Below are 14,544 nucleotides of genomic sequence, written 5' to 3' on the forward strand. Positions count from 1 at the left end.
CGCGCTACCAGCTGTAGCGATAGCCGACCTGCCCGAAGACGCCCTTGCGGCTCTCGCCGTCCAGGTTCTTCGTGAACTTGATGGCGGCGTAGAGCTGGCTGCCCTTCCCTATGCTCTGGTTCAGGCCGAAACCCAGTTCACCCCAGGTGCGGCTGAACGTCGGCCGCAGCGACGTGCCGTCCACCGATACGGCCTTGATGGGCACGAAGTCGTGCAGCACGTCGATGGTCATATAGGGCGTGCCGGCGCCCGTGCCGTCTTCGGTGCGCACGTTCGGGGCGTAGATGCGCACGCCCAGGCGGCCCCGGACCGCATTGCTGCTGGTGCCCGAGATGCTGGATATGCCGTCGTTGAAGTGATCCAGGTCCAGGTACTGGTAGACCAGTTGCGCCTGCGGTTCGATGGCCAGCTTGGGCATCAGCAGGAAGGGCTTGCCGACCTCCTGCGACAAGGCGATGCCGAAGCCGTGCTGGCTGGCGCCGTTGCCATAGGTGTCGTTGTACTTGTTGTTGTAGTGCGTGACCTGGGCCACCGAATCCCAATACGAGCCGTCGCGCAGGTACTTGGTGTAATAGCCGCCGACGCTCTGGGCCTGGGTGGTGGCCTTGCCGGTGGTATCGGACAGCATGGGGCTGAGGTCGCGCGCGCCGTCCTTGAACTTGGAATCCGTGACGCTCAGGCTGGCCGTGACGCCCGCATGGGTGCTTCCCCCTTCCGGGTCCTGCTTCAGCGTCCAATCCTTGCCGAACTGCATGAAGAAGGTGCTCTGGTTGGCGGAGAACCGGCTGCCTGAATCCCCCTGCACGCCGTATCCACCCATGCGCCCCCACACGCCGTTGCGCTTCCCGGGCTGGTTCTGCTCCGCCTGGTTCTGCTCCGTGTTGTAGACGTCGCCCACGCGCTCATGGAGCCGGCCCAGGTTGGTGAACCCGTAGTCCATGTTCATGGCGGGCAGCAAGGTGTAGCCAACCACGCCGGGTCGGTACGCGATCGGCGCCGCGCCGCCGCCGGCACTGCCGCCGACCTTGCCGGGACCGCCGCCGCTGGTGACCGGGTCCACCAGGGCGGAGCGCAGGTAATAGTCGTCGGCGCTGTTGCTGCCGCCGCGATACAACAGGTATTCATAGGCCCCGGCCTGCACGGGACTGGCCAGTCGGAAGGCGCCGGGCGCCGTGCTGCCGCCACCGGTCACCGCCACCACGTTGATGCCGTCGCCGGTGGTCAGTACGCCGGGTCCGCCCGTGTTGACGATGCGCAGCGCGGTGGCGCCCGTGGCCGCGCCGCCGCTGACGACCAGGCGATCGGACGGCGAGCCGTCGCCGCCCAGCCACGTGTTCAGGGCCACGGTGCCGTTGGCGCCGACGTAGCTGGACGCGGTCAGCGTCTTGTAGCTGCCTGCCTGCCGCGGGTCTCCCGTCGGCGGCAGGAAGGCCACCGTGCCGGCGTTGGACAGTGCGCCGGTCACCGAACTGGCGGTGACATTCCACGTGCTGGTGGCGTCGATATTGACGTCCAGGGGATCGATGCGTCCCGTCAGCACGGAGCCCTGGTTCAGGCTGACCACGCCGCCGCTGCTGGCGTCGGCGATCAGGTCGCCGTTCAGCCTCACGCCCTGCGTCGACAGGTTGACCGTGCTCGCGTTGGTCAGGTTCAGCAGCGTACCCGAGGCCGCTCTGACATTGACCTCGCCGGCGAGCGTGATGTTGGCGCGCGCACCGGTCACCTCGATGGCGTTGCCCGCTGTCGCGGCCAGCGACCCGCCCGTGACCGTGATAGTGGATGCCTGGCCGTTGGCCTGCGTATCGGTGACCGCGAGGCCGGCCGTGGCGCCGGCAAGCGCCGCGTTGCGCAAGGCCAGCGTGCCCCCGGCGTTGGATTGCGCGCCCGCTCCCGCCGTGCTGGACAACGTGGTGCCGGTGACCGTGGCGGCGCCCTGGGGGCCCTCCACATACAAGGCCGCCGCGCCCGTGCCTTGCGTCGCGACGCTGCCGCCCGACAGCGTCGCGGTGGCGCCGTTGTCCAGCAGGATGCCGTGCGCGCCGGCGCCGAGCGTGGTGATGGTCGTATCCGTCATTGCCAGGCGGCCCGCGCTGCTGACGTAGATGCCCACCGCATGGTCGCCGACCGTGTCCAACGTGCCGCCCGACAGCATGATTTCGCCGTTCGCGCCCGAAGACGAGATACCGGCCGCGCCGCTGCCCGTGGTGCGTATCGACGTATTCGTCAAGGCGATGGATCCGCCGGCCGCGCGGTTGTCCAGCGCCATGCCGGTGCCGTCGATCACGATGGCGCCCGCGGTGCCGGTAACCCGGCCGTCGGTCGCGGTGGCGTCGATGAGTATGCCGTCGGCGGTGCCGCCGGCCTCGACCCGGCCGGCGCCCGAGAACGCCACCGACGCGCCCGCTCCGGTGAGATGGACCGCGGCCACCCCGTCGTCCGCCCGGATGGTGCCGTTGTTCACCAGGCTGGCCTGGGCCCCCTGCACCAGGGCGCCGTCGCCATTGGCCACGCGTATCGTGGCCGTATTGTTCACCGTGCCCCGGGGACCGACGACGACACCTGTGGAGCCTGGCCCCGTCAAGGTGATGTCCGCGTTGTTGTTCAAGGTGCCCAGGTTGCGCGCGATGAACCCCACGGCGCCGGCGTTGTCGGACTGGATGGCGGCGTTGTTGGTGAGCACGGTGGCCACCGGCCATCCGATGGCCGCCCCGGTGAGGTCGTGCGCCTGGCCATCGACGATGCCGGCCGTGGCGCCCGCGTTCGCCAGCACGATGGTCGTGCCGGCGTCGATGGTGCCCATTGCACCGCCTTCGGTCACCACGGCGGCGGAGCCGCCCGCGCCGCCCGCCGCCCCCGTGACGCGATACGTGGAGGCGCCGGTGGATAGCGTCGTGCCCATGCCGGTCGCCACGACCCCGCGCGCATCCTTCCCCGCCACCGTGATGTCCAGCGCGCCGGCGGTCGATGCGCCGGTGAAGGCGGCGCCGTCGGCGACCCGGAACAACGAGGAACCGTCCGTCGCCACCGAAAGTACGCTGGCATTGACATTGATGCTGGACCCCGCGCCCGCCGCATAGAAACCGATCTGGTCGGTGCCCGCCAGGAATTGCGGTACGGCCCCCGCGTCGACATTGATGGTGCCGCCGTTCTGCGCGAAGACGCCGATTGCCCCCGTGCCCGCCAGGTTGACCGCGCCGCTGACTTGCGCGACCCCCTGGGCGCCGTTCACCCACACCCCGAAATTGCGGGTGCCGGACGCGATGTCGGCGCCGCCGGCGACATTGATGGTCCCGGTGGATTCGGCATTCGCCGCGATGCCGGGGTCCGCGTTCACCATCAAGCCCACGCCGTTGACGCCGGTCAGATTGATCGTGCCCGCGTTGCGTACCACCGCGCCGGTGCCGGCGGCGCCATTGTCGTCCGCCATCATGCCGATGTTCGCCAAGGGCGTGCCCGCCGCCTGCCCGGTCACCTCGATGGTGCCGTTGTTCAGCAGCAGCGAGCGTATGGGCGCGGTGGAGAACATCCCCACGGCGCCCTGCGCCTGCGTACCGATGACGATGTTGCCGTTGTTGATGGCGCTGTCGCCCGTGTCCATGATGCGCACGCCGTAGGTCGGTCCCGAGATGGCGACGTCGGCCGCGGCGTCGGCCAGGCCGTATTGCGCGGCGCGGCCGATGTAGAGGGTGCCGGCGGCGTCATTGACGAAACTGCTGCCGCCGCTCACGTTCACGCCCACCACCGTCGTGACGTAGCCCGGGTTCACGCCGACATTGATGTTGCCGTCGTTGCTGCCGGATGCGCCTTGCGCCAACCCCATGCCGACGGACGTATTGCCCGCATAGGCAAAGCCAGACACATTGATCACCCCGCTGTTCTGCACGCTGCTACCCTGACCCGACGCGATGATGCCCGAGCCGGTGTAGTAGAAGGTGTTCGCGGTGGCGGTGTCCAGCTTGTCACCGGCCACGTAGCCGCTGGATACCACGCCGTCGGCCGCGTTGATGAAGCGCCCGCCGTTGTCCACGCGCACCAGCTGTTCGATCACATTGCCGGACAGCGTGCCGTGGTTGATGCCGAGGGCGCCATTGGTGACCTTCAGGGCGCCCGAGGCGCGCGTGATGTCGATCTGGCCGCCGGCGGCGATGACGGCCGACCCGTTGCGGCCGGTGGCCAGGATGGCATAGCGGTCGCCGTTGGGCGCGCGCGCCAGGTCGCCGGCCGTCGTCTTGGTCGCGTAGGTCACGGGCGTATCGACGGTGGTGTAGGCCTGCGCGAATGCGGCGTCATAGGCCTGCTGCGATGTCAGGATGCCGTCGTGCAGCGCCGCCACCAGCACATCGTTGTAGGCGGCCAGCTGCGCGGCATTGGTGACGGTGTACGTAATGCCATTGAACGTCACGGTGCCCGCGTAGGTCGTGACCGGCACCTGTACGGTCAGTAACCCGGTGTCGACATCGGGCGTGGGCAGGCCGGGGTCTATGCCCATGTCGATGGCGTTGCGCGAACGCCAGACGACGCGGCTCGCGGCGTTGCCGCTGCCGTCCGCGGCGGTCAGGTAGGTCTGCTTGGAGACCATGAGCAGGCTGTTGGACGATGGCGCGCCGCTGGGCGTGGCGCCCAGGTTCACGTTCAGGGTGCCGCCCGTCTGGTCCACGCGACCCAGCGAGGCGTGGTAGTACATATCGCCGCTGACATTCTCGAACTGGTTCACGGGGGTGGCAAGATTGGACTGGTCCGCGAACGCCGCCGAATCGTAGGTGCGGTACACGACCGTGGCGCCGGTGGCCGGGTTCGTGGCGCTGACGGTCGCGTTCTGGGGACCGGTCACCAGCGCGCTGGAGCCGAAGGTGCCGGAAACCACGTTGACCGAGTCGGCCGGCACGGTGGTGTTGCCGCTGTAACCCGTGCCGACCACTGACGTGCCTGTCAACGTAACGGTCTGGCCATGGTTGACCACCGCGCCGCCGGCGCCGTCCTGGCTGACCGGGGGGTTGTAGTCGGCGATGGCGCATAGTCCCCCTGCCGGGGCCGAGTGCTGGGACGTGTCCGTCTTGCAACTGGACGCCAGCGCCAGCGCGGGGCCGGCGATTCCCGCGGCTAGCGCCGCCACGAGCATGCCGTGCCTCAATGCGCGCGATGCCGATCTTGCGTCGCGGCCAGACGTGGCGCTGGCGCCTGCATTGCCCTGCGCGAGTTCGGAGGCGACGATGTATTGCTGTCGGGAAACGCTCCAGACGATCTTGTGAAACCTGTTCATGAGCTGGCCTACAGTATCGAGCGGTATCGGGATCCCCCTTGGTCGTAGGCAATCCACGCCACGAGGTGTGATCCATGATTCGTTCGAAATGCATCCAAACCAATTGACAAGTCGTCCTAGGACGAACAGGCGTCCTGAATATGGGCGAGGTACGGGCGATGCGGCCGGATTGAGAGAAGGACGAGGCGGACACGCCGGCGTCGTCTGCCAGCCCGTGTTGTGCGCCGCACACCGCCGCGCGCTGGCGGGGCGTCAGGGCGGATGGCCTAGGCCATCCGCGGAAGGCCCCGCTTACGCCGTAGCCCGGGCGATGGGGACCGATATGCCACGGATCGTGTCAGGGCTGGGCCGCGAGCAGGCTACGTGTATACGGGTGGCGTGGCGCCGTCAAAGAACGAAGCTGCATAAATTAATGAGTATTCGCTACCGGGGAAAAGTTATTTGGCGGGGAGGAGCGCGTTGGGGAGAATGAGCCCTACGAACATTCCGAACATTCCGAACATCCGGACGCGTGACGCACTACCGCGCGCCATCACGCGCCGCCCTCGGCACCCCACCCTGTCCGCGTCATGACTGAACCCCAAAGACAGCTGCACCTCAATGCCTTCCTGCGCAACATCGGCCAGCACGAGGCCGCCTGGCGCTTGCCGGCGTCCGACGTCAAGGCCATCACCGATGTGTCGCACTACATCAATCTGGCCAGGATTGCCGAACGCGGCACGCTGGACGCCATTTTCTTCGCCGACCACCCGGTGCTGAAGGACAGGACGGAGGACAGGCCCTTCGACGCGCTGGACCCTTCCACCCTGCTCGCGGCACTATCGACGGTGACGACCCGCATCGGCCTGGTCGCCACTGCATCGACGACCTACAACGACCCCTACAATCTCGCCCGCCGCTTCGCCACCATCGACCACCTGAGCCGCGGCCGCGCCGGCTGGAACGTCGTCACCACCGCCAACGCCGATGCGGCCGCCAACTTCGGCGGCGCTGTCCATCCCGATCCCGCGACGCGCTACGATCGCGCCGCCGAGTTCATCGACGTGGCGATACGCCTGTGGGACAGCTGGCAGGACGATGCCATCGTCGGCGACAAGCAGGCGGGCGTCTTCGCCGACGGACGGCGCATCCACCACGTCAATCACCAGGGCCGGCACTTCCACGTGCGCGGCCCCCTGGAAGTGCCGCGCCCGCCGCAAGGCCGGCCGGTCCTGTTCCAGGCCGGGTCGTCTGCCCCGGGCAAGGCCCTGGCGGCGCGCTACGCCGAAGCCATCTTCACCGCGCAGCCGGACCTGGCCGGCGCGCAGGCCTTCTATCGGGAAGTGAAGGACCAGGTGCGCGCCCACGGGCGCAATCCGGATCACGTGCACATCCTGCCCGGACTGTCCGTGTTCGTCGGCGGGACGCAGGCCGAGGCGCTGGCACTCCAGGACACCTTCGAATCGTTGACCCTGCCGTCCTATGGCCTGGCACAGCTCAACCGCATAACGGGACTGGACTATGGCGAGTCGGACCTGGACCGCATCTTCGAACTGCCGTCCGGCCTTGCCCTATCCGGCGACATCAAGAGCCGCGTCGGCCTGCTGCAGGGCATTGCCAGCAAGGAGCGCATCACCGTGCGCCAGCTGCTGCGACGCCTGAGCGCCGGCCGCGGCCATCGCATCCTCGCGGGAACGCCGGAGCAGATCGCCGCCGACATCGAATCGTGGTTCCGTAGCGGGGCCGCCGACGGCTTCAACCTGATCCCGCCTGCCTTGCCCTCGTCCCTCGAAACCTTCGTCGACCAGGTGATACCCGAGTTGCGCAAGCGCGGCATCTTCCGCGATGCGTACACGGGCAGCACCTTGCGCGAGCACCTTGGATTGCCACGGCCCGCCTGGCAATCGCCAACGAGCGATGTGCCGGCCTACGCTGAAGCTGAGGCTGGTTGATGAAGCCGAGTTCGCTGTTCAAGCCGGGGTTCAGGTCCGGGGGCAAGCCTCATGACGCGCGCGGCCCGGCGCAAGCCGCCCCGCCGGCGCTGCGCCCCAAGGCCACCCTGCCCGGCCAGAAGCTGCTGGGGCCCCTGCTGGTGCTGGTCGCGTGGGCCGTCGCCACCGGCGGCGGCTGGATCGCTCCCGATCGCCTGCCCGCGCCGCGCCAGGTACTGGACGCGTTCACCGAGATGCTGTCTTCCGGCTACCTGCAGGAAAACCTGCTTATCTCGCTCGTCCGGGCGGGACTGGGGCTGGCCTATGGCGTCGTCGCCGGCGTGGCGCTTGCGTTCATCGCGGGCCTATCGCGCCCCGGCGACGCCTTGTTCGACGGCTTGATCCAGGTCAAGCGCGCCATTCCCAACCTGGCGCTGATCCCCCTTTTCATCATGTGGCTGGGCATAGGGGAAGCGATGAAGATCGTCATCATCGCGCTGGGCGTGCTGGTGCCCATCTATATCAACACCCATGCCGCCTTGCGCGACATCGACCTGCGCTACGTTGAACTGGCGGAGTCCGTCGCGCTGACCCGGACGCAGTTCCTGCGCTACATCGTGATCCCCGGCTGCACGCCCGGCTTCTTCGTGGGCCTGCGACTGGCGGCCACACATGCCTGGACCGCGCTGGTCGTCGTGGAAACCATCAACGCCACCAGCGGTATCGGCTACATGATCACGCAGGCCCGCATCTACGGCCAGATGGAGATCGTCATTGCCGGCCTGGTCGTGTACGGCGTACTGGGATTCGGGACGGATGCGTTGATACGCGCTTTACAGAAAAAGGTATTGTCATGGCGGTTATCGATCGCGTAACGGCGACGCCTGCGTCGGCCCTGCCGCCCGCCGTCGCGGACATCGCCGAAAGAGGCGAACGACGAGGCCAAGGGGAAGCATGCGCCGGACGCGCCGGGGACGACGGTGTGATCGTCCAGCGGCTGTCGCGCCGCTATGGCGACCGGCTCATCCTCGAAGGGGTGGATTTGCATATCGCCCCCGGCCAGTTCCTCGCCCTGCTGGGCCGCAGCGGCTCCGGCAAGAGCACGCTGTTGCGGGCGCTCGCCCACCTCGACCAGGACACCGCCGGCGCTGGACGGATCACGGTGCCGGCGCGACGCGCGGTGCTGTTCCAGGACTCCCGGCTGTTGCCCTGGCTGCGGGTGTTGGACAACGTCAAGCTGGGCGCGCTGGGCCCGGACGCGGAGGCGCGCGCCCGGGCCGCGCTCGCCGAGGTGGGACTCGCCGGCCGTGAACGCGCCTGGCCCCGCATGCTCTCCGGCGGCGAGCAGCAGCGCGTCGCGCTCGCCCGCGGCCTGGTGCGCGATCCCCGTTTCATCCTGGCCGACGAACCCTTCAGCGCCCTCGATGCCTTGACGCGCCTGCGCATGCAACAGCTGCTCCTGCAAGTATGCGAGCGCCACGCGCCCGCGGTGTTGTTCGTCACCCACGATGTCGACGAGGCGCTGCTGCTGGCCGACCGTGTCATCGTCCTGGAATCGGGCCGCTTGAGCCTGGACCGCCTCGTGCCCACGGACGATGCCGACGCCGGCGAGCGCGAGGCCTTGCGGATCCGCATCCTGAACCAGCTGGGCGTCGCCCCGGACGCGAAACACCGCGCCGCGGGCCGCCAAGGCAAACCTTCCCTGCAACCGACGACCTTCTCATGACGCCTGCTACCCCTGTCATTGTCCAGCCCACGGCCTCGCCCTTGCCCTCACGCTTGTATCGACGGCGCGCCGTGCTCGCACTGGCGTGCCTGCTGTCGTGCCTGCTGGCGATCGCCGCAACGCCTGCGAGCGCCCAATCCGGCCCCGCCGCGCCGGCCCTGCCCCAGGCCGTGCCGACCGGCACGCGCATCGTCATCGCCGACGACGCCAACCACGTGCAGGTCCTGCTACGCCTGTCCGGCGAGAACACGAAGCTCGCCGCCAAGGTGGACTATGCCAACTTCAGCAGCGGCCCATTGCGGCTGGAGGCGATACGCGCCGGCGCCGCGCAGGTCGGCGCGGTCGGCGACGTGCCTCCCATCCTGGCGCATTTCTCCAACGCCAACGTCGTCATCGTCGCCGCCGTGGTGTCGGCGGGCGACGGCTCGGTCATCGCGACCTCGCCGGCGTCGGGCATCAAGGACTTGGCGGACTTGAAAGGCAAGCGCATCGGCGTCAACGAAGGCACCGCGCAGCAGGCCATCCTGCTGCGCAACCTCGCGTCCGTGGGACTGGCGGCACGGGACGTCCATATCGTGAAGCTGGGCGTGGCGGAGTTCGCCGACGCCTTGCGCGCCGGCCAGATCGACGCCGCCGTGCTCAAGCAACCCGACCGCGGACGCTACCTGGCCAGCGCGCAACGCGAAGGTGCGCGCGCCATTCCGAACGCACCCGGCGCGAATACCGGCCTGGAATACCTCTATGCGTCGCGCGCCGCGCTGGACGACCCCGCGCAGGCGGCCGCCATCCGCGACTTCGTCATTCATTGGTATCGCGCGACCTTGTGGCGCAACAGCCACCAGGACGCGTGGCTGCAGGGCTATCTCATCGCGGACCAGCGCCTGAAGCCCGACGATGCGCGCAAGGTGCTGGACAGCCAGGGCGACGGCTCGATTCCCGGCCTGGACGGATTGATCGCCGGACAGCAAAAGACCATAGACCTCCTGCAGGCGGCCGGCGCCTTCGCCGGCAAGCGCCTGGACGCACGCGATGAATTCGACCTGCGCTACGCGGACCTGCGTCCGGACTCGCCCACGGGCGCGCCGTGATCTCCATCATGCAGCGATGCGCCGGCCGCTTCATTGCGGTTTCATTGCGGTGTCATGCCGCTTCGGCCACCGCCTGGGTTTCAGCCTGGGTTTCGCCCTGGACAACCCCCACCTGGGTCGCCGCGATCAGGCTGCGCGTATAGGCATGGCGTGGCGCTCGCAGGACCGTCTCGGCATCGCCGGCCTCGATGATGTCGCCGTCCTTCATCACCATCACACGGTGCGCCATCGCGCGCACAACTTCCATGTCATGGGTGATCAGCAGGTAGCTGAGCCCATGCTCGCGTTGCAGGCGCTGCAAGAGCGCGAGCACCTGCTGCTGGATGGTGACATCCAGGGCGCTGGTTGGCTCATCCAGCACCAGCAGGCCGGGGCGTATGATCAGCGCCCGGGCGATCGCCAGCCGCTGCCGCTGGCCGCCCGAGAATTCGTGGGGCAGGCGCGCGAGCAGATTGGGGAACTGCGGCTCCGTCAACCCCACTTCCGCCAGGGTGTCGACGATGCGCTTCCTGCGCGCGTCGCGGTCCAGGCCCGGCTCGTGGAACGCCAGCCCTTCGCCGACGATCTGCTCCACGTTCAGGCGCGGTGACAGGGACGAGTACGGGTCCTGGAATACCACTTGCAGATTGCGCCGCAAGGTCTTGCGGGCGTCGAACCCGGCCTGCTTCGCTTCCTGCCAGGATTGCTTGCCGATGCGCAAGTCGCCGTGGTGCGACAACAGGCCCAGGACTGCCTTGGCCAGCGTGCTCTTGCCGGAACCGGATTCGCCGATCATGGCCAGGGTCTCCGCGGGATGCACCACGAAGTCCGCCCGCCGCACCGCATGGAAATCCTTGCGGCGCCACCAGCCGCGCCAGCCGGGAGCAGGCACGCGATAGGACACGCCCACCCCGCGGCCGGTCAGCAAGGCCGGTTGGTCCGCGCGCGCCTGCTCCAGGTTGCGAGCGGGCCGGCTGGCGATCAGCTTCCTGGTGTACGGATGGGCGGGCTGGTCGAAGATCGCCGCCGTGGCGCCCTCCTCGACCAGCAGGCCCTGCTCCATCACCGCCACGCGGTCGGCAAAGCGGCGCACCAGGTTCAAGTCATGCGAGATCAGGATGACGGCCATGCCGTTGCGGGCTTGCAGTTCGGACAGCAGGTCCAGTATCTGCAGGCGCAGGGTGGCGTCCAGCGCCGTCGTGGGTTCGTCGGCCAGCAGCAGGCGCGGTTCGCAGGCCAGGGCCATGGCGATCATGGCCCGTTGCCGCTGGCCTCCCGAAAGCTGGTGCGGGTAGGCGTGGGCGCGCCGCTCCGGGTCCGGAATGCCGGTATCGCGCAGGCCCTGCACGGCCAGGCGCCAGGCCTCCCGCGGATTGAGCCGCCGCTTGATCCGCAGGACCTCGGCGATCTGCCTGCCCACGCTATAGATGGGATTCAGTGCCGTCATCGGTTCCTGGAAGATGACGGAGATGTCCTGGCCTCGCACCTTGCGCAAGGCGGCCTCGGGCAGCCGCAGCAGGTCCGCGCCGTCGAACAGCGCCGAGCCCTCGACGCGCGCGCCGGCAACCAGGCCCAGCAAGCTCATCGCCGTCACGCTCTTGCCGGATCCGGATTCCCCCACCAGCGCCAGCTTCTCGCCCGGCTTGATGTCGAAGGACACGCCGCGCACGACGGGCTTGTCCCCGAACGCCACGTTCAAGTGATTGACGGTTAACAGACTCATTGCAGGCCTCCATGCGTAACACGACATGGTCGCTGGGAACGTTTCCTTTTTCCACGATTCAACGCGCATGAGCTTATATGCGTGGCGGCCCCCCGGCGCTCACCTGCTACCGCGTTGTTTGCTAATTGGAAAAGCATATTTGTTGAAACGTTATCCCGGGTCCTATTCTTTCCAGCTTGCTTTTCAGATTCATGCGGGACCGCGACGGCCGGCATGTGAACCTGTCGGAAATCCCGCATGACCAAGTCTCGCTATTCTCTTTTCGCGGCGGCCGCGCGTTGGTCGCTCGCCGCTCTCGCGCTAGGCGGCGCGCTGAGCGCCTCCGCCCTGGCCGACGAGGCGCCTGTCCACGGCGGCGTGCTGCAAGCCATCGTGCAGCCCGAGCCGCCGGTGCTGACGACGGCCTTCAACACCAGCTTCCCCATCGGCACCGTCGGCACCAATATCCTGGAAGGCCTGCTGGCCTTCGACGACAAGCAGCAGTTGCAGCCGGCGCTGGCCACGAGCTGGGAGACGTCACCCGACGGCAAGACGGTGACTTTCCATTTGCGCCCGGGGGTCAAATGGCACGATGGCCGGCCCTTCACGTCCGCCGACGTGAGGTTCAGCGCGCTGGAAGTGTGGAAGAAGCTGCATCCGCGCGGCCGCTCCACCTTTGCCGCGCTGGATGACGTGGAGACGCCCGATCCGCTGACCGCCGTGTTCAAGCTCAGGCACCCGTCGCTGGTGATCTTCAGCTCGCTCAACGCCAATGAAGCCCAGATACTGCCGCGCCACCTCTACGAGGGCACGGACATCCTGACGAATCCGTACAACCTGAAGCCTGTAGGCACCGGACCATTCCGCTTCAAGGAATGGAAGAAGGGCCAGTACATCGAGCTTGAACGCAATCCTGATTACTGGGATAAGGGTAAGCCTTACCTCGACAAGATCGTATTCCGCGTCATTCCGGATCCGGCATCGCGCGCCGTCGCGCTGGAAACGGGCGATGTGCAATACGCCCCCTTCGACGCCGTTCCGTATGCGGACGTCAGCCGCCTGCGCGCCCTGCCTGGCCTGGTGGTCAAGACCGATGGCTATGCCTGGCAATCGGCATATGTATTTCTGGAATTCAACCTGCGCAATCCCATCCTGAAGGATGTGCGCGTGCGCCGCGCCATCGACCAGGCCATCGACAAGCAGGCCTTGATCGACACGGTCTGGTATGGGCTGGGCAAGCCCGCCGTCAGTCCCATTCCTTCGTCGCTTACCGCCTTTCACACCAGCGAGGGCGTACCCCAGTATCCCTACGACCCCAAGGCCGCCGAGCGCCTGCTGGACGAGGCCGGGTATCCGCGCAAGGCCGGCGGCATGCGCTTCACGCTCAACCAGGAATACCAGAACTTCCACGAGACCTTCAAGAACAACGCCGAATACATCCGCCAGGCCCTGCGCCGCGTCGGCATCGACGTCAAGGTCAACAACCGTGACATCGCGGGCCACCTGAAGGCGGTGTACGGCGCCTACGACTTCGATATCAACACCGGCCGCTGGGTGCCCTCGCTGGACCCGCAGATCGGCGGCCTGCGGCACTATTCCAGCAAGGCGATTTCCCAGGGGACGCCCTGGTCCAACGCGTCCGGCTACAGCAGTCCGGAAATGGACGCGTTGATCGCCGCCATCCAGGTCGAGGCCGACGCCGCCAAGCGGGTCGAGCTCTTTCACCAGTTCCAGCGGCTTGCGCAACAGGACCTGCCTGTCATCCCCCTCTTCGAGCAAGAGAATTTCACCGTTGCCAGCAAGCGGGTGCAGGGCCTGTCCAGCGCGCCGGACGCCGCGCTGGCTTCCCTAAAGAACGTCTGGCTACGGCCGGAATAACGTGGCGCCCCCGATCCATGCTGTCCTATATCCTGCGTCGCCTGCTGCAACTGGTTCCCATCGTCCTTGCGGTCGTCCTGCTGACCTATTTCCTGCTGCGCCTGGCGCCGGGCGACCTGGTGGACGTGATCGCCGGCGAATCCGGCTCCGCCACGCCGGAATACATGGCGCAGCTGCGCGGCCGGTTCGGCCTGGACCAGTCCAGCTGGACCATCTTCAGCCACTACCTGGGGAATCTCGCCCACCTGGACCTCGGGTTCTCCTTTCGCAACGGCATGCCGGTCAGCGCGCTCATCGTCGAGCGGTTGGGGCCGACGCTGGTGCTGATGCTCACCAGCATCGCGCTGGCGTCCTCGATAGGCGTCGCGCTGGGCGTGTTCTCGGCCAGGCGCCACGGCAGCTGGGCGGACGAAGGCATCGCCACCTTGTCCACGGTGGGGTTCGCCACGCCGGTCTTCTGGATCGGCCTGATGCTCATCGTCGTTTTTTCGGTGCATTTGCGCTGGCTGCCGTCTTCCGGCATGACGACGGTCGGCGGACCGGGCCTGGACACCTGGGCGGGATGGGTGGACCTGCTGCGGCACCTGGCGCTGCCCGCCTGCACGCTGGCCGCGTTTCACCTTTCCATCTATGTGCGCATGACGCGCGCCGCCATGCTGGAAGTGCTGGGCCAGGACTACATCAGGACCGCGCGCGCCAAGGGACTGTCCGAGCCCCGCGTGTCCATCGTCCATGCGTTGCGCAACGCGCTGCTGCCCGTGGTCACGCTCACCGGACTGCAATTGGGTGCGCTGCTGGGCGGGTCCATCGTCGTGGAAACGGTGTTTTCCTGGCCCGGCCTCGGACGCCTGGCCTTCGATGCCGTGTTCCAGCGCGACATCAACCTGCTGCTCGGCATCTTTCTCTTCAGCTCGATGCTCGTCATCGTGATGAACCTGGTCATCGACATACTCTACGCCTGGCTGGATCCACGCATCGTGGTGGCGCGGCCATGAAGGAGG

The 14,544-nt window shown here is 67.6% G+C and carries 8 protein-coding genes; 6 read left to right on the forward strand and 2 right to left on the reverse strand.

Annotation, left to right across the window (positions count from 1 at the left end; genetic code table 11):
* Nucleotides 1-4: 4 nt before the first annotated feature.
* Nucleotides 5-5,260 carry an autotransporter outer membrane beta-barrel domain-containing protein gene (locus C7R54_RS00355; protein WP_129148216.1) on the reverse strand — a complete coding sequence of 1,752 codons (5,256 nt, stop codon included), beginning with the start codon at nucleotides 5,258-5,260 and terminating at the stop codon, nucleotides 5-7.
* Nucleotides 5,261-5,829: 569 nt separating this feature from the next.
* On the opposite strand from C7R54_RS00355, the gene C7R54_RS00360 reads away from it, so the two are divergent.
* Genes C7R54_RS00360 through C7R54_RS00375 form a run of 4 tightly spaced genes read left to right on the forward strand, consistent with a single transcriptional unit; the run spans nucleotide 5,830 to nucleotide 9,984 of the window.
* Nucleotides 5,830-7,191 carry an LLM class flavin-dependent oxidoreductase gene (locus tag C7R54_RS00360; RefSeq protein WP_129148217.1) on the forward strand — a complete coding sequence of 454 codons (1,362 nt, stop codon included), beginning with the start codon at nucleotides 5,830-5,832 and terminating at the stop codon, nucleotides 7,189-7,191.
* Nucleotides 7,191-8,045: an ABC transporter permease gene (locus C7R54_RS00365; protein WP_129148218.1), complete on the forward strand. Its 855-nt coding sequence runs from the start codon at nucleotides 7,191-7,193 to the stop codon at nucleotides 8,043-8,045. Before C7R54_RS00360 ends, C7R54_RS00365 begins: the two co-directional genes overlap by 1 nt.
* Complete coding sequence (locus tag C7R54_RS00370; protein ID WP_129148219.1) at nucleotides 8,024-8,896, forward strand: ABC transporter ATP-binding protein; 873 nt, start codon at nucleotides 8,024-8,026, stop codon at nucleotides 8,894-8,896. Before C7R54_RS00365 ends, C7R54_RS00370 begins: the two co-directional genes overlap by 22 nt.
* Nucleotides 8,893-9,984, forward strand: coding sequence for an ABC transporter substrate-binding protein (locus C7R54_RS00375; RefSeq protein WP_129148220.1), 1,092 nt, complete (start codon nucleotides 8,893-8,895; stop codon nucleotides 9,982-9,984). Before C7R54_RS00370 ends, C7R54_RS00375 begins: the two co-directional genes overlap by 4 nt.
* 52 nt (nucleotides 9,985-10,036) lie before the next feature.
* On the opposite strand, the gene C7R54_RS00380 is transcribed toward C7R54_RS00375, so the two are convergent.
* The gene (locus C7R54_RS00380; protein ID WP_240039329.1) at nucleotides 10,037-11,686 is read right to left on the reverse strand and encodes an ABC transporter ATP-binding protein; all 1,650 of its coding nucleotides are present in this window, start codon (nucleotides 11,684-11,686) and stop codon (nucleotides 10,037-10,039) included.
* 237 nt (nucleotides 11,687-11,923) lie between these two features.
* Between C7R54_RS00380 and C7R54_RS00385 the strand changes: the two genes are divergently transcribed.
* Both C7R54_RS00385 and C7R54_RS00390 read left to right on the forward strand, forming a co-directional pair.
* Entirely contained in the window at nucleotides 11,924-13,543 is a 1,620-nt protein-coding gene (locus C7R54_RS00385) for an ABC transporter substrate-binding protein (protein ID WP_129148222.1), read from the forward strand.
* 17 nt (nucleotides 13,544-13,560) lie between these two features.
* Entirely contained in the window at nucleotides 13,561-14,538 is a 978-nt protein-coding gene (locus C7R54_RS00390) for an ABC transporter permease (protein ID WP_129148223.1), read from the forward strand.
* Nucleotides 14,539-14,544: the final 6 nt, after the last annotated feature.

This window comes from Achromobacter aloeverae (assembly GCF_004121055.1).
GTDB lineage: Bacteria > Pseudomonadota > Gammaproteobacteria > Burkholderiales > Burkholderiaceae_B > Bordetella_C > Bordetella_C aloeverae.